Annotated in this window: 21 protein-coding genes; 14 read left to right on the top strand and 7 right to left on the bottom strand. The window is 28.9% G+C overall.

Annotated elements, in window-relative coordinates; translation table 11 throughout:
- Nucleotides 1-7: 7 nt before the first annotated feature.
- Nucleotides 8-1,903, top strand: coding sequence for a Lon family ATP-dependent protease (lonC, locus tag FGL08_RS13140; protein ID WP_138211196.1), 1,896 nt, complete (start codon nucleotides 8-10; stop codon nucleotides 1,901-1,903).
- Nucleotides 1,904-1,935: 32 nt separating this feature from the next.
- Nucleotides 1,936-3,264: a replicative DNA helicase gene (locus FGL08_RS13135; RefSeq protein WP_138211195.1), complete on the top strand. Its 1,329-nt coding sequence runs from the start codon at nucleotides 1,936-1,938 to the stop codon at nucleotides 3,262-3,264.
- Nucleotides 3,265-3,514: 250 nt separating this feature from the next.
- On the opposite strand, the gene FGL08_RS13130 is transcribed toward FGL08_RS13135, so the two are convergent.
- The gene (locus tag FGL08_RS13130) at nucleotides 3,515-4,093 is read right to left on the bottom strand and encodes a class D sortase (RefSeq protein ID WP_171012070.1); all 579 of its coding nucleotides are present in this window, start codon (nucleotides 4,091-4,093) and stop codon (nucleotides 3,515-3,517) included.
- Between the two features lie 325 nt (nucleotides 4,094-4,418).
- Here FGL08_RS13130 and FGL08_RS13125 point away from each other — a divergent pair, with 325 nt between their 5' ends.
- Nucleotides 4,419-8,420: a SpaA isopeptide-forming pilin-related protein gene (locus FGL08_RS13125; protein WP_138211350.1), complete on the top strand. Its 4,002-nt coding sequence runs from the start codon at nucleotides 4,419-4,421 to the stop codon at nucleotides 8,418-8,420.
- Nucleotides 8,421-8,486: 66 nt separating this feature from the next.
- Here the strand turns inward: FGL08_RS13125 and FGL08_RS13120 are convergent, their stop codons facing one another.
- Nucleotides 8,487-9,263: an ATP-binding protein gene (locus FGL08_RS13120; RefSeq protein ID WP_138211193.1), complete on the bottom strand. Its 777-nt coding sequence runs from the start codon at nucleotides 9,261-9,263 to the stop codon at nucleotides 8,487-8,489.
- A gap of 182 nt (nucleotides 9,264-9,445) precedes the next feature.
- Between FGL08_RS13120 and FGL08_RS13115 the strand changes: the two genes are divergently transcribed.
- A complete protein-coding gene (locus FGL08_RS13115) occupies nucleotides 9,446-10,114 on the top strand; it encodes a Crp/Fnr family transcriptional regulator (protein ID WP_243117993.1) in 669 nt (222 codons plus the stop codon).
- A gap of 23 nt (nucleotides 10,115-10,137) precedes the next feature.
- On the opposite strand, the gene thpR is transcribed toward FGL08_RS13115, so the two are convergent.
- The 3 genes from thpR to lplA all read right to left on the bottom strand — a co-directional run bounded on the left by thpR (nucleotide 10,138) and on the right by lplA (nucleotide 12,749).
- Nucleotides 10,138-10,692 carry an RNA 2',3'-cyclic phosphodiesterase gene (thpR, locus tag FGL08_RS13110; protein ID WP_138211192.1) on the bottom strand — a complete coding sequence of 185 codons (555 nt, stop codon included), beginning with the start codon at nucleotides 10,690-10,692 and terminating at the stop codon, nucleotides 10,138-10,140.
- A gap of 129 nt (nucleotides 10,693-10,821) precedes the next feature.
- A complete protein-coding gene (gene lipA / locus FGL08_RS13105; protein ID WP_138211191.1) occupies nucleotides 10,822-11,688 on the bottom strand; it encodes a lipoyl synthase in 867 nt (288 codons plus the stop codon).
- A gap of 80 nt (nucleotides 11,689-11,768) precedes the next feature.
- On the bottom strand, nucleotides 11,769-12,749 hold the full coding sequence (gene lplA, locus FGL08_RS13100; protein WP_138211190.1) for a lipoate--protein ligase: 981 nt from the start codon (nucleotides 12,747-12,749) through the stop codon (nucleotides 11,769-11,771).
- Nucleotides 12,750-13,026: 277 nt separating this feature from the next.
- Between lplA and hydE the strand changes: the two genes are divergently transcribed.
- The 6 genes from hydE (at nucleotide 13,027) to FGL08_RS13070 (ending at nucleotide 19,109) form a co-directional block, all read left to right on the top strand.
- Nucleotides 13,027-14,094, top strand: a complete 1,068-nt coding sequence (hydE, locus tag FGL08_RS13095) for a [FeFe] hydrogenase H-cluster radical SAM maturase HydE (RefSeq protein WP_138211189.1) — start codon at nucleotides 13,027-13,029, stop codon at nucleotides 14,092-14,094.
- Nucleotides 14,095-15,471, top strand: coding sequence for a [FeFe] hydrogenase H-cluster radical SAM maturase HydG (gene hydG, locus FGL08_RS13090; RefSeq protein ID WP_138211188.1), 1,377 nt, complete (start codon nucleotides 14,095-14,097; stop codon nucleotides 15,469-15,471).
- Between the two features lie 22 nt (nucleotides 15,472-15,493).
- Nucleotides 15,494-16,693, top strand: a complete 1,200-nt coding sequence (hydF, locus tag FGL08_RS13085) for a [FeFe] hydrogenase H-cluster maturation GTPase HydF (RefSeq protein ID WP_138211187.1) — start codon at nucleotides 15,494-15,496, stop codon at nucleotides 16,691-16,693.
- A 1-nt stretch (nucleotide 16,694) separates the two neighbouring features.
- Complete coding sequence (locus tag FGL08_RS13080) at nucleotides 16,695-17,033, top strand: hypothetical protein (protein ID WP_138211186.1); 339 nt, start codon at nucleotides 16,695-16,697, stop codon at nucleotides 17,031-17,033.
- Nucleotides 17,034-17,056: 23 nt separating this feature from the next.
- A complete protein-coding gene (locus tag FGL08_RS13075) occupies nucleotides 17,057-17,392 on the top strand; it encodes a hypothetical protein (protein ID WP_138211185.1) in 336 nt (111 codons plus the stop codon).
- A 193-nt stretch (nucleotides 17,393-17,585) separates the two neighbouring features.
- Nucleotides 17,586-19,109: an LCP family protein gene (locus tag FGL08_RS13070; protein ID WP_138211184.1), complete on the top strand. Its 1,524-nt coding sequence runs from the start codon at nucleotides 17,586-17,588 to the stop codon at nucleotides 19,107-19,109.
- Between the two features lie 123 nt (nucleotides 19,110-19,232).
- Here FGL08_RS13070 and hcp read toward each other — a convergent pair whose 3' ends face one another.
- Nucleotides 19,233-20,882 (bottom strand): hydroxylamine reductase, encoded by a 1,650-nt coding sequence (gene hcp, locus FGL08_RS13065; RefSeq protein WP_138211183.1) that lies wholly within the window; start codon nucleotides 20,880-20,882, stop codon nucleotides 19,233-19,235.
- Between the two features lie 626 nt (nucleotides 20,883-21,508).
- Between hcp and FGL08_RS13060 the strand changes: the two genes are divergently transcribed.
- The 3 genes from FGL08_RS13060 to FGL08_RS13050 all read left to right on the top strand — a co-directional run bounded on the left by FGL08_RS13060 (nucleotide 21,509) and on the right by FGL08_RS13050 (nucleotide 24,227).
- Nucleotides 21,509-22,864: an LCP family protein gene (locus FGL08_RS13060; protein WP_138211182.1), complete on the top strand. Its 1,356-nt coding sequence runs from the start codon at nucleotides 21,509-21,511 to the stop codon at nucleotides 22,862-22,864.
- A gap of 179 nt (nucleotides 22,865-23,043) precedes the next feature.
- The gene (locus tag FGL08_RS13055; protein ID WP_138211181.1) at nucleotides 23,044-24,009 is read left to right on the top strand and encodes a 3'-5' exoribonuclease YhaM family protein; all 966 of its coding nucleotides are present in this window, start codon (nucleotides 23,044-23,046) and stop codon (nucleotides 24,007-24,009) included.
- Between the two features lie 8 nt (nucleotides 24,010-24,017).
- On the top strand, nucleotides 24,018-24,227 hold the full coding sequence (locus FGL08_RS13050; protein WP_138211180.1) for a DUF3006 domain-containing protein: 210 nt from the start codon (nucleotides 24,018-24,020) through the stop codon (nucleotides 24,225-24,227).
- A 10-nt stretch (nucleotides 24,228-24,237) separates the two neighbouring features.
- Here the strand turns inward: FGL08_RS13050 and pgsA are convergent, their stop codons facing one another.
- The gene (gene pgsA, locus FGL08_RS13045; RefSeq protein ID WP_138211179.1) at nucleotides 24,238-24,762 is read right to left on the bottom strand and encodes a CDP-diacylglycerol--glycerol-3-phosphate 3-phosphatidyltransferase; all 525 of its coding nucleotides are present in this window, start codon (nucleotides 24,760-24,762) and stop codon (nucleotides 24,238-24,240) included.
- A 246-nt stretch (nucleotides 24,763-25,008) separates the two neighbouring features.
- On the opposite strand from pgsA, the gene FGL08_RS13040 reads away from it, so the two are divergent.
- Nucleotides 25,009-26,373, top strand: a complete 1,365-nt coding sequence (locus tag FGL08_RS13040) for an NAD(P)/FAD-dependent oxidoreductase (RefSeq protein ID WP_138211178.1) — start codon at nucleotides 25,009-25,011, stop codon at nucleotides 26,371-26,373.
- Nucleotides 26,374-26,447 lie beyond the last annotated feature (74 nt).

The raw sequence follows: 26,447 nt of genomic DNA, 5'->3' as shown, positions 1-26,447 counted from the left end.
TATAGCTTTGAATAAAAATAGTGTAAAAAATTTAGCAGAAAGTTTAGAAGAGGATGTTATATCTATAGAGGTTCAAGTAGAACTTCTATACCATATAACAAAAAAAGTTTTAACAGAAGGGGTTATGGAAACCCGTATAGTGAAATTTAACCTTAGAAAGCATGTAAATAGTGATAATATATACAAAAGGGTATTTGCTTTAAGTAAGATAATTGGAAATGGAAAAGGGATAAGTTCTATACCAACAGAAAAAAATATATATCAAGTTTTAGATAAAATAAATGACCAATTAGTTGATGAAGTTGCAAAGAGATATGTACAAAACAAATTAGAAATTGAAGTTGAACAAGTGTTAATGGAAAAGCAAGAAAAGTATATGGAAGAAGTTAAACTTGGTATTATAAGAAAGAAAAAAGGACCAGAGAATGCAAAAACTTTAAAGAAATATGCTGAGCTTGAAAAATTAGATACAAAAAAAATAATAAATAATATTCAAAGTAAGCTAAGACCTTCTAATTTTGAAGAAATAGTGGGACAAGAAAGAGCAATAAAAGCATTACTTTCTAAAATAGCATCTCCATATCCTCAACACATTATATTATATGGACCTCCTGGCGTAGGTAAAACTACAGCTGCGAGAATAGCTTTAGAAGAAGCTAAAAAGTTAGGTTATACTCCTTATGATAAAGATTCAAAGTTTGTTGAAGTTGATGGGACAACCTTAAGATGGGATCCAAGAGAAATAACTAATCCCCTTTTAGGTTCGGTACATGATCCTATATATCAAGGTTCTAAAAGAGATCTTGCAGAAATTGGAGTGCCAGAGCCTAAGCCAGGATTAGTTACAGAAGCGCATGGAGGAATATTATTTATTGATGAGATAGGAGAGCTAGATTCTATACTTCAAAATAAACTTTTAAAAGTTTTAGAAGATAAAAGAGTAGAATTTTCATCATCTTATTATGATCCAGACGATGAAAATATACCTAAATATATAAAATATTTATTTGAACATGGAGCACCAGCAGATTTTGTTTTAATAGGAGCAACTACAAGAGAACCACATGAAATAAATCCTGCTTTAAGATCAAGATGTACGGAAGTTTATTTTGAACCATTAACCAATAAAGATATAGAGAAGATAGTACTAAATGCAGCAGAGAAAATAAATGCAAAACTTGAGGATGATGTTGCGAGAGCTATAAGTAAATATACCATTGAAGGAAGAAAAGCTGTAAATATATTATCAGATGTATATGGTTATGTACTTTATAATAAAAGCTTAAATCCTGAAAACACCTTAGATATAAGCATGAAAGACCTTGAAGAAGTTATTTCTATAAGTAGATTAAACTCTTTAGATAGGTTATCTGATAAAGAGGATAAAGAAATAGGACATATATATGGGTTAGGGGTATCCGGATATCTAGGATCAACTATAGAAATAGAAGCAGTTGCTTTCCCAGCAAGAGAAAATGGAAAAGGAATTGTTAGATTTAATGATACAGCAGGCTCTATGGCAAAAGATTCTGTATTTAATGCAGCTACAGTAATTAGAAAAGTAACTGATAAAGATATAAAGGATTATGATATACATGTAAATGTAGTAGGTGGAGGAAATATTGATGGGCCATCTGCTGGTGCTGCAATAACTATTTGTATAATCAGTGCACTTTTAGGAAAAGCTATTAGACAAGATATAGCAATTACTGGTGAAATATCCTTAAGAGGGAAAGTAAAACCTGTTGGTGGTATTTTTGAAAAAGTATATGGAGCTAGAAGAAAAGGAATAAATCTTGTTATAGTTCCAAAGGAAAATGAAAAGGAAGTACCTATTGGACTTAAAGATATAGAAGTAAAAACTGTGGAGACTATAGATGAAATAATTAATTTAGTTTTTTAATTTAAATATTTAAATAAGGGAGGAGCTTATAAATGGAGAATACTCTAAAAACTCTTCCTTATAATATAGAAGCGGAACAATCAGTTTTAGGCTCTATGTTAAAGGATAAAAGTGCTATAGCTGGAGCTGTGGAGACACTTAAGGGAGAAGACTTTTATAAAGATAGCCATAAAACTATATTTAATACAGTACTCGCGTTATATCAAAAAGATATTCCAGTAGATATGATAACATTGTTAGAAGAGCTTAAGTCAACTTCTAAAATAGAGGAATCAGGCGGTATAACATATATAACAGAAGTAAATAATTCAGTTATTTCAACTGCAAATGTTAATTCATATATAAAGATAGTAAAAGATAAAGCAATCCTAAGAAAGCTTATAAAATCTTCTACAGAAATAATAGAAGAATGCTATGAAAATCAGAATGATGTGGAGTCAGTTATAGATAGTGCAGAAAGTAAAATCTTTAATATAGCTGAGAATAAAAGTTCTAGTGAATTTGAACCTATGAGTACGGTCCTAGAACGAGGTTTTATTCAAATTGAAAAAATATTTAATAATAAAGGACAGTTAAATGGTACCCCATCGGGATTTGGAGAGCTTGATTCAAAGACATCTGGTTTTCAAAAAGGTGATATGATACTTATAGCAGCAAGGCCCTCTATGGGGAAAACTACCTTTGCGTTAAATATTGCAGAGTATGCCGCTTTAAGAGCTGATAAAAGTGTAGCTATATTCTCTCTTGAAATGTCAAAAGAACAGTTAGCTTATAAATTGTTATGTTCAGAAGCAAATGTTGATATGCTTAAACTTAGAACAGGGGATTTAGATGATAGAGATTGGGAAAATATAGCTAGAGCATCAGGACCGTTATCTTCAGCTAAAATATATATTGATGATACTGCAGGTACATCTGTAATGGAAATGAGGTCTAAGTGTAGAAAACTTAAAATGGAACATGGAATAGACCTTATAGTTATAGATTACTTGCAATTGATGTCTGGTACAGGGCGTAGTGAAAGTAGACAGCAAGAGGTATCTGAAATATCAAGATCTATAAAAGCTTTAGCAAAAGAGATGGAATGTCCAGTAATAGCCTTATCACAGCTATCTCGTGCTCCTGAACAAAGAGCGGATCATAGACCAATGCTTTCTGACCTTAGAGAATCTGGATCCATAGAACAGGATGCCGATCTTGTTATGTTTTTATATAGAGATGAATATTATAACAAGGAAACTGAAGATAAAAACGTAGCAGAATGTATAATAGCAAAGCAAAGAAATGGTCCAGTTGGTACAGTGAAGCTCGCTTGGCTTGGACAATATAGTAAGTTTGGTAATCTTGACATAACACATTAAATATAATAAAAAAAGTGAACCTTTAATTAAATTGGTTCACTTTTTTTATTATATTAATTTATTTATTAATATAGTTAAGTATAGCGTTAATCTCTAAATTTAACTTTGTAGCAAGTCAAGTATAAATGGAATTCTGTTTAAAAATTACCTTCAATCCCCACTATAAACTTATATAAAAATAATTTAATATTATTAGTATAAAAAGCTTAAAAGATATATTAGTTATTAATTTATATCCTTATTTTTAATGCTAAAATAATTCACCTTGTATTATCATTCTATGGGTGGGATTGTACATAGGTTCACAAGTAACTAAAGTTATTTGTTTTTTATCTTTTGTATCATCTAAGACCCATACTTCATCAGGTTTTACTAAAAATTTTTTAGTAATCTTGTATTGAAATGTACTATTACCACTTACTACTTTTATAATATCATTTTCAGTAACTTCACCTAGTCTATTAAAATTTCTTCCGTAAGTATAACTTCTATGTCCTGCAATGGAATAGTTTCCGATGTCCCCAGCTTTTTTTTGGGGATTTATTGTTGCGATAGAAACTGCCATGTTATCTTTTGTGGCACCAGATAAAATAGGCTGTTTTAAATTTATTTTATCAATTATCAGAATAGGATTATTACCTTTAGTTTCGTTTTTAACTATATTTTTAGTAGTATTATCTTTAGTTTTAGGCTCATTTTCTACTATTTCTATATCTTTTAATATTTGTTTTTGTTTATAGTCATAATATTTTTCTTGTAGTTTTGGAAAAAATATTATAAAGATACCTAGAATAATTAATACAGTAGAAAGTTTTTTTCTTATCTTCATTTTAATCATTCCTTTATTAGAGTAATTTGTTAGCTTAATTATATATAAAAAATAATGTTTCTACAATAAATATGGTTTTTTATTTGGAACATACTAAATGAGAAATTTGACTATTGGTCATGTTTCTTTAATATAATTAAAAAAATAATAAAGTTTAATGTTAAATTTGTGTAAATAAACTAAAATACTAAAGAAATATTCATATAATTGATGTATTATTATTATTATATTTAATAAAAATTTAATAATAATAATAAATAAAACACTAATGAAAAATATGTTGTTGAAATTTGTAGAAAGATGATTATTAAAAGGAGAAGGTAAAATGGGAAATGTAAAAAGTAAATTATTAGCATCAATTATGACATTTATTTTTGCTCTGACTAATATAGTAGGCTTATTTCCGACTTTAGAAGTACATGCAGGTACAGCACAGTTAGGTATAGAAATTATGACATCAAATAGTGAAATAATGACAGACAATTATATAACGTTTGATATAAAATATAATGTATTAGATAATAGTAAATTAAAAGAGGGAGATCAAATAGAAATTGAGTTAACAGATAATCTTAAAAATTTAATACCTATATATAGTAAGAAACATTTTAAAGATATGAAAAAGGAAGGAAATAAAATAATCCTTACTATTGGTTCTAACCCAGAGTTATTTGTTCAGGGATTTATAAGTTTAGCTGGTGTTGCAACAAATACAACAACAGAAATTACAGAAGGCATAGTTAAAGTTAAGACAAAGGATTCAGAAACTAAGGCTAATGTTTCTATATTGCCTCAAGTAACTACAGTACCAGGGGAAGAAACTAGAGCAGTTGTAAAGTTTTCTGAGCGGTCCAGTGATGGAGGACGGTATCAGCAGGTTGCTGGAGATAGTGGGATTATGCATCCAGGATGTAGTGAAATAGATTTTATTATAGAGGTAAATCCTAAGTTAGGTAAACTTAAAAATGTTATAGTTAGTGATTTTTTACCTTATGAAACTGATCTTATAGAAGATTCTATGGAGATTATGCTTAATAAAGGAACTAATGGACATAGTAATTATGAGAAAGTTAAGGATGATGAATTTATTATATTTAAGGATAAAAGACATTTTGAAATAAGATTTGGTGACATAGATAAAGAGTATAGGATTAAATATAAAGTTAGAGTAAAAGATTCTTCCCATAGATTTGTAAACTCAGGAAAAGTAAAATATGAAGAACATAATAAGCCTAAGAGTGAATCAAGCGACTTTTATGTAAAACCTGTAAATGATGCAGGGGCATTAAATGCATATAAAAGTGTAGATAAAGAAGTTGTTGGTCATAACAAACAGGAACAATTAGTTACCTATACAATTGAGTTTGATGGTGATAAGACATTTAAAAAAGGAGAAATAAATTTAAAGGACAAGCTGAATAAGAATGTTAAGTATTTAGATGTTATAGCAAGTCCAGAATTTAATACTGATTATGATCCAGTTACCCATACTGTTTCTATAAAAAATTCTAACGGAGAATTACAAGCAGGTCAAAGAAGAGAAGTTAGAATTATAGTTGATTTTACAAATATTAAACCAGGTGAGATTATTACAAATTCTGTTGGATCGAATACAACCGTTACAAAGAAAAAACATATAATAAAGTTTAAAAAGATAGATTCTTTAACTAAAAATCCATTACAAGGTGCTATTTTTAAAGTAATGAAGAAATCAGGACAAAACGTTATAGAGAACATAGTAACCGATGAAAATGGTATAGGACAATTTGAAATAAATACTGAAGGTGAATATAAACTTATAGAAGTTAAGGCACCAGATAACTATGAAAAATCAAATAAGGAAACACTTTTTACTGTGGATTCAAGTAAAGTTGGAGAGGTCTTTGAATTACCAGCGGTAGATAATATACCAAAGATAAGAGATATATTAATAAGAAAAGTTGATTCAAAGAATACTAATAAAGTTCTATCAGGAGCTAAATTTGAAATTAGAGGTTTGGATGATAAAAAGATAGGTGAAATCATAACAAATGAAAAAGGTGTTGGGGAATACAAAAGTATACCTTTAGGAGACTATAAGTTAGTAGAAATAGAAGCACCAAGGGGCTATAGAATTAATAAAGATGAATTAAAGTTAAAAGTATCAGAAAGTGATCCAAGTATAATTGAATATAATATTTCCAATGACATAGTTAAAGGTTCAGTAGAATTAACAAAGGTTGATGAAAATAAACAGGTACTAAGTGGAGTTGAATTTGAATTATATAAACTATTAGAATCAAAGGAAGAAAAAGTTGGAGATAAATATACAACAGATGTTAATGGAAAGATTAAAGTTGACGACCTAGAGTATGGAAAATATAAATTTGTAGAAATAAAAACTTTAGGTGGACATGTACTAGATGCTACGCCACATAATTTTGAAATTACTCAAGATGGAGTTAATATTAAATTACAAGCTATAAATAATCGGATAAGGGGTAACATTCTAGTACGGAAAGTAGATAGAGATTCAAATAAAGTATTAGCAGGAGCAAAATTTGAGATAAGGGACTCAAATAAAAACAAAGTAGCAGAAATAGTAACGGATAAAAATGGTATAGGAGAATATAAGGGATTACCATATGGAGATTATAAATTAGTAGAAGTAGAAGCACCAAAAGGATACAAGGTCCTTGAAGGTGAAAGGGAAATAAAAGTACAAGAAAATGAAAAAGAAATAAGTTTTACTATAACAAATGAATTGATAAAGGGAGAGGTTATAGTAGAGAAAGTTGACAGTGAAAATCCTAATAACAAGTTAGTAGATGCTCATTTTGAAATCAAAAACAAAAGTGGCAAGGTAGTAGAAAGTATAATAACAGGAAAAGATGGCATTGGACATGCAAATTTAGTGCCAGGAGAGTATACTTTAATAGAAACTAAAGCACCAAATGGTTATAAACTAGATACTAACCCAAGAAGCTTTACAGTTGGTGAAGATGTATCTAAAATTGTAAAGTTACAAGTAGAAAATACATTACAAAAAGGCGAAGTAGTTGTAATTAAAGTTGATAAAGATAGTAATAAGAAACTTATAGGTGCACAATTCGAAATTAAAGATGGAACTGGTAAAATTGTTGAGACTATAATAACAGATGAAGGTGGAACAGCAAAAGTAATCTTAAAACCTGGTAAATATATATTAGAAGAAATAAAGGCACCGGAAGGGTATATATTATCGGATTCAAAAATTGAGTTTGAAATTTCAGCGGGAGAAAAGTCTGCAATAACTTTAACAGTAGAGAATAGATTAGATACAGGAGAAGTTATAATTAAAAAGGTAGACAGTCTTGATGAGAGTAAACTTTTGCAAGGTGCGGAGTTTGAAATAAGAGATAATAAGGGAAATTTAATAACTACCATAAAAACAGGAGAAAATGGAACAGCTAGCGCAGTATTAGTACCAGGAGATTATACTTTATTAGAAACAAGGGCACCAAGAGGGTATGAATTATCAAAAGAAGAAAAGAAGTTTACTATTAAAAAAGAGCAAAAGGTTTCTAAGGAGATTAAAGTTAATAATAATATTATAAAAGGTAATGTTGTTATTAAAAAAGCAGACAAAGAAAACAACTTTAAATTATTAAGTGGAGCCGAATTTCAAATTAAAAATCAACATGGAGAAATAGTGCAAACTATAACTACAGGAGAAAATGGAAAAGCTAAGGCAAGTTTAACTCCTGGGAAATATACATTAGTGGAAACAAAAGCTCCAAAAGGTTATAAGCTATCCAAAGAAACTAAGGATTTTGAAATAGTATTAGGACAGACATTAGAACTAGAGATATTTTTTGAGAATCAAATAGAAGATGGTAACTTGATAATTAATAAGGTGGATAGTAAAGATAAAAGAGCTTTAGAGGGTGCTATATTTATTATTAAAAATAAACAAGGTGAGATTGTTGGAACTATAATAACGAACAAAGATGGATATGCGAAAATATCTTTAAAGCCTGGTGAATATGTATTTACTGAGATAGAGGCACCAAAAGGATATGAAAAATCAAATAAAGAGGAAAAAGTTATTATAAAACCTCAAGAAGATACTAATATTCAGTTTGAAAATAATAAAATAGAAATTATTGAGCCTAATAAACCAGAAGAAAAAGAAAAACCACAATATCCAAAAGATTCAAAAGATCCAAAGCAACCAGAAAATAAAATAGGAATTCCAAAGGTTTTGAATAAAATATTACCAAAGACAGGAGAAGAGATTCCATTGTTAAATTATTTAGCAGGAATATTGTTAATGGTTTTAGGAGTTTTTATAAGAAAGAAGAAGTAGAATAAAATAAATAAAAAAGGACTGTTTCAGAATAAAATTTTGAAATAGTCCTTTTTCTAATGAGTTTTACTTATTAGAAATAATTGTTCCATCTGTATCTATAATTACTTCACTATAGGGAACTATAGTGGAAGATATAAGCATAGCACCTTTTACTGCTTCTACAATTCCACCACAACACGGTACAGACATTCTTAGAACCTTTATACTTTTAATATTATTATTAGTTAAAATTTCAGCTAATTTTTCTTTATAATATTCATTATCATCAAGCTTAGGACAACCTATTAATGTAATTCTATCTTTTATAAAATCTTTATGGATATTAGCATATGCATAAGCTGTACAATCAGCAGCTACTAATAAATCAGCATTTTCAAGGTATGGGGCCCTAGTATTAATTAGTTTTAACTGGACTGGCCATTGCCTTAATTCAGAATTTATTTCAAAGGTATCTTCTTTAATATTGTTTATAGGTTTAATCATATTAATTTTTTTAGGTTTTCTTTCTATAGTTTTTGCCATAGTTCCAGGGCATCCACAAGGCATTTTGGGTTCATCTTTAGTAGGTTTATCTTTTTGCATTTTAATTTCCTTTTCTTTTCTTTCATTTATTTTACTTTGAACTAATTCTTCATTATATTCTTTAGCTTCTCTTTCAATAATCTTAATTGCACCATTAGGGCATTCAGGAAGGCAATCTCCTAAGCCATCACAATATTCATCACTTATTAATTTTGCTTTTCCATCTATAAGTTCAATAGCGCCTTCATGACAAGCAGTTACACAAAGCCCACACCCATTACATTTCTCTTCATCTATATTCACTATTTTTCTTAACATTTATGCTAACCCCCTATAATTGTAGTAAAGAAATTTTTTTTATGAGATAATTATAATAAATTATCATATAAACACAATAATAAATCTATTTATAATATTATTATAAAATTAATTAATAAATAAGTATGTAACTTATGTTACGTGGGAAAATAAATTAAATAACTAAAGTTAGGAGGTTAATTGTGCTTAAGATACTATCAAAGAGTATTTTGTTTAAAGGATTTAATGAAGATGTTATAGATAATATGATAAGTAAAATAAATTATAAAATAAGTCACTTTTCAAAGGGAGAGATTATAGCTTTAGAAGGTGATGATATTCGAGGTATAGGAATTATATTAGACGGAACTATAGAAGTTCAAAAAGGTTATCCATCAGGAAAAGTTATATCTGTAAATAGGATAGGTATAGGTGGTATTTTTGGTGAAGTTATTATTTTTTCTAATTTAAAACATTATCCATCTAATATTATATCATTTACAAGTTCTAAAGTTATGTTTATTCCGAAAGAAGATATCTTAAAGCTTTGTAGTTTAAGTGAAGGATTTTTAACTAGATTTATGACTTTACTTTCGAATAAAATCTTAATGTTAAATAAAAAATTAAAAGAGGTGTCTTATGGAACTATAAGAGAAAAGTTAGCAGATTTTATTTTAGATCAGTATAAGAGTCAAGAAAATTTTAAAATTACTTTAAAGCAAAAAAGAAATGAAATGGCTGAACACTTTGGTGTTACAAGACCTTCTCTATCAAGAGAACTTATAAAAATGAAAGAAGAAGGCCTAATTGATTTTGAAAAGAATGTTATAATCATAAAAGATTTAGAGAAAATAGAAGAAGTTCTATATTAGATAGATTTAAATAATAATAGAAATTAGTAATTCCAAGTTAAATCCTTTAAGTGAATTGGAATATAGGTTAACTTTCCGTTTATTCTGGTACTTTCCATAAGAGAAATCTTTTTAATTTCTATAGGTAGTTTTTCTATTATTAAGTTATCCACCTCTTTAATATAACCCTTATTTATTATAGCTTCTCTACATAGAGTTATGTGTGGACTGTAGTTTCTAGATTCCTTTTTAAAACCTTCTTTAGAAAGGGCACCTTCTATGGAATTGTAAAGATGTAGTAAACTATTGTCCTCTTTTTTAATACCAGACCAAATAATTGATTTATTTCCTTTATTAAATTTACCTATGCTATCTAAATAAAGGGTAAATGGGGAGTTTGTTAAAGCTACATTATTTAAAACCTCTTTTAGCGTATTTAATTTATCTGAATCTACTTCTCCTATGAATTTCAATGTTAAGTGTAAATTATCTTTTCTTGAAAAATTTCCTTTAATACAATATTTATTTAAGTCGTTTTGAACAGATTCTAAATAATTCTTAATGTTATTATTAAATTCTATAGCAAAGAAAGCTCTCAAAATAATCACTCCTATTAATATTATAAGTATATATTCTATAGTTTTTATAAGTATTCATCATGAATATGAGAAATACTTGATTATAAAATAAGCACCTTGCAATTATTATGTGCAGGGTGCTTATAAATATTATCTTAACATTCCTTCTTGTTCTAATACTTTAGATGCATTATAAGAGCTTCTAACTAAAGGTGAAGAAGCTATATATTTAAAGCCCATGTCCATTCCGATATCTCTATATCTATCGAAGGTATCAGGGTGAACATATTCTATAACTTCGAGGTGTTCTTTAGAAGGTCTTAGATATTGACCAATAGTTACAATGTCACAGTCTATATTTGTTAAATCTTTTAAAAGATCTATTATTTGTTCTTCTGTCTCACCAAGTCCTAGCATAAATCCTGATTTAGTAAGTATTTTATTATCTATTTCCTTAACTTTCTCCAAAAGTTCTAAAGAACGGTTATATATGGCTTGTGGGCGAACAGTTTTGTATAAGCTCGGTACAGTTTCTACATTATGATTTAATATTTCAGGTTTAGCATCTACTATAATTTTTAGAGCTTCCCAGTTACCCTTCAAGTCGGGAATAAGTACTTCTACTGTAGTATTTGGAGTTAATTTTCTTATTTCTTTTATAACTTTTGCAAAATGACTTGCACCACCATCTGGAAGATCATCACGAGTTACTGAAGTTACAACTGCATGTTTTAGTCCAAGTTCCTTAACAGCTTCTGCTAAGTGTTTTGGTTCTTCTGGGTCTACACACTGAGGTGTTCCAGGGGTAACATTACAGAATCTACAGTTTCTAGTGCAAATACTACCTAATATCATAAAAGTAGCTGTTCTTCTATTATAACATTCCATCCTATTTGGACAATTTGCCTCTTGGCATACAGTATTTAAACTTAAGGTATTAGTAAGTGCCTTAACTTGTCTTAAATTAGTGCCTAAATCAACTTTTACTTTTAACCATTCAGGTTTTTTCATATGCATAATCCCCATCTCCTTATGTTATTAAATTTATGTATCAAGCTTTTAAACTTTATATTAAAACTTATAATAATATGATTAAATTAAAACATTAATTCTAAAATATCCTGAAATTCTACTGCTTTTATATAATCTTCTATAGAGGATTTTTCTAAAAAGTTTTTAATTTCTTCCTCTTCATGTTTTAGTCCTATAAATTTATCTTCTAGTTCTTTTATATCTTTTGTAAAGAAAAAATCACCATAGAACTTTAATTCCTTAATGCGACCATGAGAAACATCAAAATTTAATTGTATAGTTCCACCTTTAAATCTTTTTTGTTTACTATAAGTATATTTAGGAGAATTTCCAAAATTCCAGTCCCAGCTATTAAATCTTTCTTCTATTATCTTATCTATTTTTCTTAGGTCTTCTTTTGTGAATTCATAAAGTTCCTTTTCACAATAAATATTCATTACAAAATCTACAACGTAATTTTTAAACTCAAGGACTGTCATATCTTCTTTTAAATGTTCACTTATATTTGCAACCCTTGATACTACGGACTTAACCCCTTTATCTTTAAGCTTTAAAGGGTTTACTTTCAAAGCTTTAGATAAGTCTGTCATAGAACTTGAGAATAATAGAGTACCATGATGTAGAACTTTATCTTTATGGTAGTATTGAGCATTTCCAGAGAACTTTTTTCCCCCAATAGTTAAATCATTTCTTCCTGAAAATTCTGCATTTACTTCTAAACTTTGTAATGCTTTTAATAAAGGTGCTGTAAATTTTCTAAAATTAGATGAAACATCTTCTGTATTTTTAGCTATAAAGGTAAAGTTTATATTTCCCAAATCATTAAATACAGCACCCCCGCCTGTAAGTCTTCTAACAACCTTTATGTTTTTCTCTTTAATATAATCCATATTAACCTCTGCTAAGGTGTTTTGGTTTTTTCCAATTAGTATACAAGGTTCATTTCGCCATAACATAAAACACTCATCTTCGAAATTTTCTAGTATGTATTGCTCAGCAGCATGATTAAAATAAGGATTTGTGTTATTGTGATTTACAAATATCATGATATCCTCCCAACTATATTTGATAAATTAATTATATCATGAAAATTTAGGTAATTCATGATAGTTCATGTTGGTTCAGTACTCATTATTCAAAATACATATGGACATCGTATTATCTATTAAATATGATATAATAAATTTATAATATTGATAATTTATTGATTAGTCTTGCAATTGTTAGTATTAGAGTTTTAGTAGATCATAACCACTATTATAAAATATGCACTATTCTAACGAGATAGGAATTTATTATTATATTTTAAAGGAAGATAATTTTATGAAAAAAAACTATGCTATTGTTTTTGAATTAATTGAAAAGCTTTATAGAAGTAATTATTTAAAGCAAGAAGAGATAATTTATCTTCTAGATAATATGAATGATGAAAATAAGGAACTATTAAAAAGAAGAGCCCATGAAACTAGAGTGAAGTTTTACGGACACAAGGTATTTATGAGAGGACTTCTAGAGTTTACAAATTATTGTACAGGGACTTGCTCTTATTGTGGAATAAGTTCTTTAAATACTAAGATAGAGAGATATCGTCTTAAATTAGATGAAATATTAGAGTGCATTCAATTGGGATACAATCTTGGTTATAGAACCTTTGTGCTTCAAGGAGGGGAAGATCCCTATTATACAAGAAGTAGGGTTGAGGAAATTATAACAGCAATTAAAATTAAATATCCTGAAGTTGCTATAACTTTATCCATAGGAGAGAGAAGTTATGAGGATTATTCAGCGTTTTATAAGTGTGGAGCTGATAGATATCTTTTAAGGCATGAGATGGCCTCAAGGAGGTTATACAATAAACTTCATAGTAACATGAGTTTTGATAATAGAAGAAAATGTCTTTATGATTTAAAAAAAATAGGGTATCAGGTTGGAGCTGGATTTATGGTTGGATTACCTGGACAAACCTCAGAAGATTTAGCAGAGGACTTTATATTTTTAAAAGAATTAGAACCACATATGGTTGGCATAGGACCATTTATTCCACATAAGGATACTAAGCTAGGTAGAGAGAAGGGAGGGACAGTTAAGGATACGGTTACCATGCTTGCTTTAACCCGATTGTTTCTTCCAGAAGTACTCCTTCCAGCTACTACAGCACTTGGAACTTTAGATCCATTAGGAAGAGAAAAAGGACTTAAAGCTGGAGCAAATGTAGTTATGCCAAATTTATCACCTATTTCAGTTAGAAAAAAATATTCACTATATGATGGAAAAGTGTGTACAGGGGATGAAGCTGCTGAGTGTAGAAGATGTATAGAACACAGGATAAATTCTGCAGGTTTTAATGTAGACATGTCAAGAGGAGACAATATAAATTGGAGGCGTATATAAGTGTTTATAAATGAAGAGTATATAAACAATTTATTAGAAAATGCAAAGGGAGCTACTTACGAAGATATTGAAAGAGTTTTAGAGAAAGCAAGAAAAGTTAAGGGATTAAGTCATGAGGACATAGCCATACTTCTTCAGACAGAGGATAATGAACAATTAAAAGAGATATTTTCAATTGCAGATAATATTAAAAAGTCTATATATGGAAATAGGGTTGTTTTATTTGCACCACTATATGTAAGTGATTTTTGTGTGAATAATTGTATTTATTGTGGTTATAAAAGATGTAATAAGTTTAATAGGAGAAAACTAAGCTTAGAAGAAATAAAGGAAGAGGTAAAACTCTTAGAAAAAATGGGGCATAAGAGACTTGCATTAGAAGCAGGTGAAGATCCTGTAAATTGTGATATAGATTACATATTAAATTGTATAGATACAATTTATGAAACTCATAAAGATAACGGTAGTATCAGAAGAATTAATGTAAATATTGCTGCCACTACAGAAGAAAATTATAAGAAACTTAAGGATAAAGATATAGGAACATATATATTATTTCAAGAAACTTATCATAAACCTACTTATGAAAAGATGCATCCACAGTGTTTAAAGGGAAACTATGAGTATCATACTACAGCTTTTGACAGAGCAATGAAAGCTGGTGTAGAAGATGTAGGTGGAGGAGTATTATTTGGACTTTATGATTATAAGTTTGAAGTTATGGGACTTATGATTCATAATGAACATCTGGAAAAGGAATATGGTGTAGGATTCCATACTATATCAGTTCCAAGACTTAAAAAGGCAGAAGGTATGGATCTTAAAATGTTCCCTCATATATTAACAGATGAAGAGTTTAAGAAAATAGTTGCTATAATTCGTATAGCTGTACCATTTACAGGTATAATATTATCTACAAGAGAAAGTAGTGAAATTAGAAAAGAAGGTTTAAGATATGGAGTATCTCAAGTAAGTGCTGGTTCTTGCACAGGGGTTGGTGGATACAAAGAAAAGGAAGAGGGAAGAAGTGTAGAGCAATTTGGAATAGAAGATAAGAGAAGTCCTTTAGAAGTTATAAAATCTCTAATTAAGGATGGATATATACCAAGTTATTGCACAGCTTGTTATAGACAAGGGAGGACAGGAGATAGATTTATGAGCCTTGCAAGAACAGGTGAAATACAAAATGTCTGTGCACCTAATGCATTAATGACACTTATGGAGTATGTTTTAGATTATGGTGATGAAGAATTATATAAAATGGCCGAAGAACTTGTAGAAAGAGAAATAGACAAGCTATCTAAAGAAGAAATGAGAAATACTGTAAGAAGTAACATAGAAAGATTAAAAAATGGAGATAGAGATATTTATTTTTAAAATAAAAAGGAGGGGATAGTCCATGAATACTACTCCTAATGCTAATAGATTATATATAGGGATTTTTGGAAAGACCAATAGTGGAAAATCGTCAATAATTAATGCTTTAACGGGTCAGGAAGTTTCTATAGTTTCATCTATTAAAGGGACAACTACAGACCCAGTTTCAAAACCTATGGAATTTTTGCCTATAGGACCAGTAGTTTTTATTGATACGGCTGGTGTTGAGGATAAAAGTGATTTAGGTGAAGCGCGAGAAGAAAAAACTTTAAAAGTCTTAGATAAAATTGATTTAGCTCTATATGTAATAGATAGCACAGATTACGATAATGGAAATGAGTATAAAATTTTAAACATATTAAACAAAAGGAATATCCCCTATATAAAGGTTTTCAATAAAGTAGATCTGATACAAAATAATGAATTGGAAAGATTAAAAGATATAAATAGAAACTCATTGTTTTTAAGTGCATTAAACAACATAGGATTTGATAAATTAAAAGAAACTCTAATACAAAAGTTAAAAAGTACAGAAAAAGAAGAAACCCTAATAGGAGATATTTTACCTTATGGTAGTACAGCTATCTTGGTAGTGCCAATAGATAGTGAAGCTCCGAAAGGAAGACTTATTCTTCCACAGGTCCAACTTATAAGAGATGCATTAGATCATGGGATAAAATCCCATGTGGTTAGGGACACGGAATTAAAAGAAGCCTTACAGGATTTAAAGAAGGTGGACTTGGTAATTACTGATTCTAAGGATTTTAAAAAGGTTTCAAGCATAGTGCCGAGTACAATTAACTTAACTAGTTTCTCAATATTAATGGCAAGACAAAAAGGTGATTTAAAACAATTTATTGAAGGAGTTAATAAAATAAATAAATTGAGTAGAATGGCTAAAGTACTTATTATGGAGAGTTGTGCTCATAATACATCTCATGAAGATATAGGAAGGATTAAGATCCCTAAACTTTTAAATAAATACTTAGGTTTTGATTTAAATTATGAATTTTCTATGGGGGAAGACTTTAAAGAAAAGGATATACAAAAGTATAATCTTGTAATTCATTGTGGTTCTTGTATGCTTACTAGAAATATAATGAAAAGAAGACTGGAAATTTGTAAAGAAAACAACGTTTCGATTACTAATTATGGTATAATTTTAGCATATCTAACAGACGTATTAGAAAGGTCAATAAAAATATTTAGAAAGGAGTTATAACATGCATTATGAAAATCATAATCTAAATATAATAAGTGATTTTCCTATACGAACTATACGAGAAGATGATAAAGATATAGACTTAATAGTAAACTTAGACTATAGATGTTTAAATCTCAATATAGATGAACTAAGCATTATAAATTCAAGAATACAATTTTCGTTAACTAAAAGTATAATTATAAGATTTTGTAAGGGAAACGTCGACAATAGATGTACTATTCATTTTATGAGGGATTCTGGGTTGCATTCTAGCATGGCTAATTTTGAGATTGAATATTTTAATAAAAAAATAATTATACAAGATGAAGAAAATTCAGTTGAAGTATTTATAAAATAAGTTTTATTTATGGGGGTTTTAGTATGGATGTTAAGAGTGCTGAAATTAAAAAAATTACTAAAAATAATGTTAAAAATGAAGAGAGTTTGCTACTAGAAATTCATAATGGATTTAACAAAATAAAGCTTTCTATAACAGGAAAAACTATTAGATATGATGATTTAAAAGATATAGGCAATAACTTAGATATATTTAAAATAAAGGGTGTCTTTTATGCTAGAAATTGCTGTAAAAATTCGCCTATAACAGTACTAGATAGTAATAAAGATAAAGACAAAGAAGAAATTATAAATCTTATAGTTGATATACTATCTCTTATAGGGGAAGAGCTAAGTATAGAGTTAGAAAAATTTCAATAAGGTAAACAAAGATGTATAAGTGCGACTTTAAATAGCTTATAGAGAGAATTCTCTATAAGCTATTTTTATAAAAATTCACTGCATTTGCGACGCAATTTATAATTATTTGACAAAAAAACAAATATTTTTTAGAATTTAAATTAGGAGTTTGAAATTAATTTAAAGGGTAATATATAAAGTAGGAGGGGAAAATGTGGATTCTAAAAGGGTTAATATAAGGAAGCTCAGAGAAATAGAGAGAAGAAAGAAGAAAAGGAAGAGAATTTTTTATAGTGTAATTATACTAATACTATTTATTATTTTTTCTATTTGTGCTTATGCTTATTATATGCATAAAAAAATTTATGCGCCTAATATTCAAAAGTCTGTACTTCCTGTAGAATGTGAAGAAATCAAACAAGTTCCAAAGGAGGAAAAAATAGATTTTAGAGAAGTGGAAGGGGTAACTAATATTTTACTCGTAGGATTAGATGCTAGGACTAAGGAGGAGCCTACAAGATCTGATGCTATGGTAATTTTAACAATTGATGATGTACATAAAACTATAAAACTTACATCCCTTATGAGAGACCTATATACATATATACCAGGGCGTGGCTATGAAAAGTTGACCCATGCTTATGCATATGGAAAAATAGATTTACTGAAAGAAACCATAAAGTCTAATTTAAATATAAATATAGATAAATATGCAATTATAAATTTTGAAGGGTTTAAGTCTTTGATAGATGAGTTAAATGGTGTAGAGGTAGATATTAATAACAAAGAAGAGTTAAAAGGTATAAATGATACTATAGATATAGATATAGACGATAACTTGTACATAAATCATAAAAAAGAAGTGCCTAAGTATGTGGACAAAACTGGTAAACAACTTTTAAATGGTCAACAAGCTTTAGCATTTTCTAGGTTAAGAAAAGTGGGGAATGGCACATATGACAGAGTTAGAAGGCAGAGAGAAGTACTTACAGCTATGATGATTAAGATGAAAGATGCTCCCTTAATTAAGTATCCTAAGATATTAAATAGCTTAATACCTTATATTACAACTAATTTAGAGATAACAGAGCTTTTAAACCTAGCATATACAATGAATAAGGTGGGAATAGAACAAGATAAAATACTTCAATTACAAATACCAACAAATGAACTTAGTATAGAGAGAGATTTAGGAACTGCAAAAGGTTGGGTTCATTTAATGGATAAAAAGGCAAATATCAAGGTTCTAAATGAATTCATTTTCGATAATATTAAATACGATAAAAGTAAGTATAGTAGTAAGTTAGATATTGAATGTGATAATTTAGCTACAGAAAAGCTTAGAAACAAAGAGGACATAAGTAAAAACAAAACTAAACAAACTAAATATAATAAAGAGGGAACTTATTCTAAAACCAATAAAAATAAAAAGAAAATTTATAATAAAGGGATAAAACAAGAAGATATTAATAAAAAGAATAAAAACATAAGGGATAACAAGGAAGATAAGGAAATCAAGTATGAAAAAGATAAGAGTAGAAACGATAAAGATAATAGTCTAGATCATAAAAATAAAAAGGATACTAAAGATACAGATAAGAATAATGGCAAGGTTAATGAAAAAGATTTAAATCAAAGGGATAAGGATAAGAAATTAGAAGAAAATAAAGATACCAATAAGGATGGTGCAAAGGATACTATAAATAAAACAAATGAGGGTTCTAGAAAAGATAGATAATTATTAAAACAAAAATAAAGGGCTATTTCTAAATATTTTTAATCATTTAGAAATAGCCTTATTTTTTATATGATCTTATTTTCTATTAAGTTACACAAAATTATTTATATAGTTTTTTGTTGATTACATTCCTAAGAACATTTTCATATCACTTTCTACATTTGTTATTCCACCTATACCAAAGGTATCAATTAATACTTTTGCCACATTTGGTGATAGGAATGCAGGTAATGTTGGTCCTAAGTGTATATTTTTAACTCCAAGATGTAGTAAAGCAAGTAAAACTATTACAGCTTTTTGTTCGTACCAAGCTATATTATATGAAATCGGTAATTCATTTACATCAGTTAATTCAAAGATTTCTTTTAGTTTTAATGCAATTACAGCTAATGAGTAAGAATCGTTACATTGTCCAGCATCAAGAACTCTTGGAATACCATTTATATCACCTAGTTCTAGCTTGTTATATCTATATTTTGCACATCCAGCCGTTAAGATAACAGTATCTTTTGGAAGTGTTTTAGCAAATTCAGTATAGTAATCTCTACCCTTCATCCTTCCGTCACATCCAGCCATAACGAAGAATCTCTTTATAGCGCCAGACTTCACAGCTTCAACTACTTGATCAGCTAATTGGAATACTTGGTTATGAGCAAATCCACCAATAATTTCTCCTTTTTCAATTTCTTTTGGAGTAGCACATTTTTTAGCATGTTCTATAATTATCGAGAAGTCTTTAGCTTGGCCATCTTTTCTATCTTCAATATGCTTTAATCCTTCAAAACCAACAATACCAGTTGTGTATATTCTATCTTTATATGATGACTTCGGAGTTACTATACAATTTGTAGTCATCAATATTGGTCCGTTAAAGCTTTCGAATTCCTCGCCTTGTTTCCACCATGCGTTTCCATAGTTACCAACAAAGTGATCATACTTTTTAAATGAAGGATAATAATGAGCTGGTAACATTTCACCATGGGTATAAACATCTACACCTGTTCCCTCTGTTTGTTTTAATAATTCTTCTAAGTCTTTTAGGTCATGTCCACTTATTAATATAGCAGGATTATTTCTAACACCTATATTAACCTTAGTCATTTCTGGACTTCCATAAGTTGAGGTATTCGCTTTATCTAGTAAAGCCATAGTATCTACACCGTATTTACCACACTCCATAACTAATGCTACTAATTCATCAGCACTTAAGTTATTGTTAGTAGTTTCTATTAGTGCCTTTTTCATAAATGAGAATATAGAATTATCAATGTATCCTAAAGTATATGCATGTTCTGCATATGCAGCCATACCTTTTACACCGTATACTAATAGTTCTCTTAAAGATCTTACATCTTCATTTTCAGTAGCTAATATACCTACTGTAGTTGCCTTTGTATGGAAATCTTCGATGTTATTTGAATTCCAAGTTGCAGCATCGTGAGTTACATCTTCTATGTTAATAGAAGCATTTACTAGGTTTTGTTTAACTTCTTCTCTAAGATTTAAAGCTTCAATTATCTTATTTTCAAAGTACTTAACATCGAAGTTAGCATTTGTAATTGTAGAGAATAAGCCTTCCATTATAAATTTATTTTCTTTATCTACATTTAAGTTATTCTCCTCAGCTTTTAAACTGTACATAGAGATTCCTTTTAAAACATATATTAATAAATCTTGTAGATTTGCAGTTTCTGGTGTTTTACCACATACACCTCTAACTGTACAACCTTTACATCCAGCAGTTTCTTGACATTGATAACAAAACATACTCATAAATTTATCCTCCCTATTATTATATTTAATCTTTGTAATAATGAAGTTTATTTTAAAGTTTAATTTTTAATTTTAGTTAGTTGTTAGTTAATTAGTTTTGAGCTTTGACCAGATTATATTATAAATAGTTAGGTGATTTCTGTAACTTATGTTACGAAAATAAAAAAATATTATTTTCACAAAAAAAATAAAAAAGCTCTTCTATAAGTTTCATCTTAGAAGAACTTTTTTATTTTTGATTATATATATTTTTAAAATGTACCTAGTAAGTTTTAAATATTTTTTTTATTTTCATTAGTCCTTTTCTTAGCTTTTCCAATAGTTGTACCTTCTAAAACTTCAGTATTTTGGTCTTTTCTACTTTTTTTAGCTTTACTTTTATCCATATTAATTAGCTACCTCCAAATATAAATATTAATTTATTAATATAGTGTGTTAATTAATTAAAAGTATGTATATAAATGAACAAAATTCGAACAAAAAACCTACATTTTTTAAAATTAATAGATTTGTAACTTAATAAGTTAACACGTTTAAGTTATAATGTATATATAATTATATACATTATTTATTTTATAGGGAATTTTGTTGAAGAGGCAATTTTTCTAGAAAGAGAGGAATATAAATTGTCTAAAAAGAAAAAAGTTCTATTATTAAGTTTGGTTTTGTTCTTGGGAGTTGCATTAACGGCACTTTTATACATATATCAAACCTATGAAAAGATACATATTAGCGAGGGTGATAAAAAAGAAGATAGGGTAGAGGCAGCAAAATATAAGGAAGTGCCAGGTATAACAAACATATTATTAGTAGGTGTAGATGCTAGAGTTGAGGGGGAACCAACAAGATCGGATGCACTTACTATACTTACAATTGATGATAATCATAAAAAATTAAAACTTACATCCATAATGAGGGATGCATACGTTACAATTCCAGGTCATAATGATGAAAAAATAACTCATGCTTATTCATATGGAGAAATGCCACTTTTAAGAAAGACTTTAGAAGAAAATTTCGATGTAAGATTGGACAACTATGCAATCATAGATTTTAATGGTTTTAAAGCTTTAGTTGATTCAGTAGGTGGTGTTGATGTAGAGTTAAAAAACAAAGCTGAAGTTAAAGAACTAAATAGGTGTATAGATATAGAAATTGAAGATAACACTAAGCTATCCAAAGTAGATGCTGTTTATCTAAAAAATCCTGGAAAGCAATTGCTAAATGGTCAACAAGCACTAGCATTTTCTAGAATGAGAAAAGTTGGAAACGGTACTTATGATAGAGTTAGAAGACAAAGGGAAGTATTAGAAGCATTAATAGTAAAAATGAAAGACGTATCTGTTATGAAATATCCAGGTATAGCCAATGAGCTTCTACCATACATTAAAACCAATGTAGGATTAACAGATGCTTTAAACCTAGCTTACACCATACAAAAAATTGGAAATTTTGATATAGATAAGCTACAAATACCAACTGATAAGTTAAGTGATGGTTTGATTATAAGTAAAGCCAAGGGCTGGGTTCAAGTAATGGACAAGGATAATAATAAAAAAGTAATGCATGATTTTATCTTTGAAGATATTGCTTATGATGAAAAGAAATATGAGCAATTTAAATATCATGGCGAAAGTGTACAAGATTTTCATAAGAAAGATGAACATGAGTATGATATGCCAAAGCCTAAGAAGAAAAAGTATGTAGAAAATAATAATAATAGTAGTAATGGATATACGCAAAGCAAGAAAAACAAAAAAGGTACTGGTGTAGGAACAGGTAGTGGAACAAATGGTTCTAAAAATGAAGAGTCGAAAACACCAATACCACCAAAAACACCAATACCACCAAAGCAAGATCCAAAGCCAGAAGCACCACCTAAAACACCAACACCACCAAAGCAAGATCCAAAGCCACCGGTAGTACCAGGTCAAGAAGAATCGAAATCACAGAAATCTGAAGGAAATCAAGGTGCTAAATAAATATTTAATTTCAAAGGTTGTCCTAATATGTCTAGGACAACCTTTTTAATGAAAATATTAAGTTTTACCTAAGTATTTATAGCGTTATTTATACCTATTCTAAAATTATTTGTATAATATTATGTTTAGGGTTACAATAAATATATTAATGATAAGATTTTTCATAAGGAGAGATTCGTATGAATTCGAAGACTATAGGTCAGTTTCAAAGAGGCGATAAAATACAGGGAATATTCTTAGTGAAAGACATAACTTGTAGATTAACAAATGGAACTAATAATAAATTTTTAGATATAGAGTTAATGGATAGGACGGGAGAAATAAACGCAAAGCTTTGGGAATGTAGAGATGGAAAAGAGGATACAATTAAAGCTAATATGCTTGTGAAGGTAACAGGGAACGTAGTAGATTGGAGAGGTAAACTTCAATTTAAGGTGGATACTATAACACCAGTAAATGAAAAGGATACATTTAATGCAGAAGATTTTGTCCCAGTAGCTCCAAATGATCCTAAAGATATGTTTGATGAATTATTAGGATATAAAGAGCGTATAAAAAATAAAGATGTGAAGAAGATACTTGAATATATATTAGATGAAGCTGGAGATGCAATAATGTATTATCCGGCAGCAAAATCAAATCACCATTCTATTCGTTCAGGACTTTTATATCATATAACAACTATGCTTAAAGTTGGAGAAAAATTATGTGAGATATATGATTTTATCAATAAGGACTTACTTTATGCAGGTATTATAATTCATGATATAGCAAAAATAGAGGAAATGGAATCTAATACCCTTGGAATAGTTGATAAATATAGTGTTGAGGGGCAATTACTAGGCCATATAGTTATTGGAGTTAGAAAAATTGAAGTTGCCGCAGAGAAAGTTGGTGCTGACAAAGAAGTTGCTATGTTATTACAACATATGGTTCTATCTCATCATTATGAGGCTGAGTATGGTAGTCCTAAAAAGCCTATGATTCCGGAGGCAGAACTTTTACATCATATAGATGTTATGGATGCTAGAATGTATGATATGCGTAAAGCTGTAAGTGAAACAGAAGAAGGTAGCTTTTCAGATAGAATTTGGTCTTTAGATAATTTAAGTGTTTATAGGAGTAATTTAAAAAGAGAAGAGTAGGTGTAGGAATGAAAGGTATTGTAGATAGATTTGAAGGAAATTATGCAGTAGTTGAAATTGCTGAAGGAAAGACCATAGATATTCCTAAAGATATAATTCCTAAGGATGCAAGAGAAGGTACTATATTAAATTTAGAAATAAATGTAACTATAGATGAGAAAGATACAAGTAATAGAAAAAAAGAAATAGAAAAACTTATGGATGATTTATGGAAATAAACCCAGATGCTTATCTGGGTTTATTTTTATATTCTTTTACTTTTAAATAATTTATAAAGTATGTAAAGAAAGCTAATAATGTAGCGATTACAGATGCATATAATAAATATCTTCCTAGTGCATAGTTGAAGTATAGTATAAGTATAGATATATGAAATAAGAATGTAGCAAGCTTTCCAAATGGATTGGCAGGTACTACAGTGTCTTGTTTATTATATAGTAAGAAACCACCACATATCATAGTTAATTCTTTTATAATTATGACTATAGGTACCCAATAAGGGATATATTTTTTAGTGCTTAAACATAGGAGCACTGTAACTAACATAAGTTTATCAGCTATAGGATCTAACATTATACCTATTTTAGTTATTTGGTTATATTTCCTGGCAATATATCCATCAAGTACATCTGTTATCCCTGATAACACAAAAATAAATATTGCATATGCTATGCTATTGTTTGAGTAAAATACTATTACAAATAAAGGAATTAAAAATAATCTGATTATAGTTAGGATGTTAGGTATATTCACAGGAATTCCTCCCTATATTTTAATTAGAAATTTAATTTTTAAGATAAATCATACAAAAGAATTATAACATTAATAGATATAAAAAATATACAAATAATAAAAATTATGAAAAATTTAAGATTCTAAATGCGAATAATAAAACTATTATATATAATATTATTCGGAAATATTATTGACTATTTTAATTACATTTGTTAATATTTTATATGGTTAGTTGCTAATTTATTAACCTTAGGAGGGATATCTGTGAAATATGATATTATTATTGTGGGGGCAGGTGCAAGTGGAATATTCGCATCTTATGAGTTGTTGAAAATAAATCCAAGTTTAAAAGTTTTAATGATTGAAAAAGGAAACAGTATAGAAAAAAGAAATTGTCCGATCGACGGAGAAAAGATAAAAAACTGTATTCATTGTAATAGCTGTAATATTATGAATGGATATGGTGGCGCTGGTACCTTATCTGATGGAAAATATAATATAACTAATAATTTTGGTGGAGATTTACATAAGTATATAGGTGAAAAGCAGGCCTTAGAACTTATGGATTATGTGGATAGTGTTTTGTGCAGTATGGGTGGCAGTGACGCAAGACTGTACTCTACAGCTAATTCAGGACTTAAAAGAAGAGCTATTCAACATGATCTACACCTCTTAGATGCTAAGGTCAGACATTTAGGTACAGATAGAAATGTAAGGATATTAACTAATATATATAACCTTTTAAAAGAAAACATGGAATTGTTATTTAATACAGAAGTAATAGATATAAAAAAAGACAATAATGAGTTTAATATAATTACTAAAAATAAAGAATTTAAATCAGACAAGCTTATTTTAGCTACAGGTCGTTCAGGTTCAAAATGGACATCTAATCTTTGTAATAAATTAAACATAAAGACAGAGAATAACAGAGTTGATATTGGTGTACGTGTAGAACTTCCTTCTAGCGTATTTGAACATATTACAGATGAAGTATACGAAAGCAAAATAGTATATAGGACTAAAAGTCATTCTGACTTAGTAAGAACTTTTTGTATGAATCCTCATGGAGAAGTGGTAACTGAGAATACTAATGGAATAGTTACTGTAAATGGTCATAGTTATTCTAATCCTGATTTGCATACAGAAAACACAAATTTTGCTTTACTAGTATCCAATCGTTTTACAGAACCGTTTAAGGATAGTAATGAATACGGAGAATCTATAGCGAGGCTTAGTAATATGCTAGGGGGTGGGGTTTTAGTTCAAAGGTTTGGAGATCTTATCAAAGGGCACAGAAGTAGCGAAAAAACCATGGCAAAAAGTTTTACAAGATCTACACTAAAGGCTACACCTGGAGATTTAAGCCTTGTTCTACCTAAAAGACAAATGGACGATATTATAGAGATGATATATGCTTTAGACAAGATAGCACCAGGTACAGCTAATGAGGATACACTTTTATATGGAGTTGAAGTTAAGTTCTATAATTGTAAGGTAGAGGTTGATAGAAATCTGGAAACTAATGTAAGAGGGCTTTATGTTCTTGGTGATTGCTCAGGAGTTACACATTCTTTATCACAGGCATCAGCAAGTGGAGTCTATGTTGCAAGACGTATTGCTAAATAGTTATAAAAATCTTCTCATCACAGAGAAGATTTTGCATTTAGACGAACGATACTATAATTTTATATATAAGTATT

Source organism: Hathewaya histolytica, assembly GCF_901482605.1.
GTDB classification, from domain to species: Bacteria; Bacillota; Clostridia; order Clostridiales; family Clostridiaceae; genus Hathewaya; species Hathewaya histolytica.
Note: the sequence above shows the minus strand (reverse complement) of the source record. Positions and strands in the feature narration are given on the sequence as shown.

Excerpts from the sequence above, each read along its gene's own strand:
- FGL08_RS13135 (WP_138211195.1), top strand. The coding sequence starts at position 1,936 with ATGGAGAATACTCTAAAAACTCTTCCTTATAATATAGAAGCGGAACAA.
- FGL08_RS13130 (WP_171012070.1), bottom strand. The coding sequence starts at position 4,093 with ATGAAGATAAGAAAAAAACTTTCTACTGTATTAATTATTCTAGGTATC.
- FGL08_RS13125 (WP_138211350.1), top strand. The coding sequence starts at position 4,419 with ATGGGAAATGTAAAAAGTAAATTATTAGCATCAATTATGACATTTATT.
- FGL08_RS13120 (WP_138211193.1), bottom strand. The coding sequence starts at position 9,263 with ATGTTAAGAAAAATAGTGAATATAGATGAAGAGAAATGTAATGGGTGT.
- lipA (WP_138211191.1), bottom strand. The coding sequence starts at position 11,688 with ATGCATATGAAAAAACCTGAATGGTTAAAAGTAAAAGTTGATTTAGGC.
- lplA (WP_138211190.1), bottom strand. The coding sequence starts at position 12,749 with ATGATATTTGTAAATCACAATAACACAAATCCTTATTTTAATCATGCT.
- hydE (WP_138211189.1), top strand. The coding sequence starts at position 13,027 with ATGAAAAAAAACTATGCTATTGTTTTTGAATTAATTGAAAAGCTTTAT.
- hydF (WP_138211187.1), top strand. The coding sequence starts at position 15,494 with ATGAATACTACTCCTAATGCTAATAGATTATATATAGGGATTTTTGGA.
- FGL08_RS13080 (WP_138211186.1), top strand. The coding sequence starts at position 16,695 with ATGCATTATGAAAATCATAATCTAAATATAATAAGTGATTTTCCTATA.
- FGL08_RS13075 (WP_138211185.1), top strand. The coding sequence starts at position 17,057 with ATGGATGTTAAGAGTGCTGAAATTAAAAAAATTACTAAAAATAATGTT.
- hcp (WP_138211183.1), bottom strand. The coding sequence starts at position 20,882 with ATGAGTATGTTTTGTTATCAATGTCAAGAAACTGCTGGATGTAAAGGT.
- FGL08_RS13055 (WP_138211181.1), top strand. The coding sequence starts at position 23,044 with ATGAATTCGAAGACTATAGGTCAGTTTCAAAGAGGCGATAAAATACAG.
- FGL08_RS13050 (WP_138211180.1), top strand. The coding sequence starts at position 24,018 with ATGAAAGGTATTGTAGATAGATTTGAAGGAAATTATGCAGTAGTTGAA.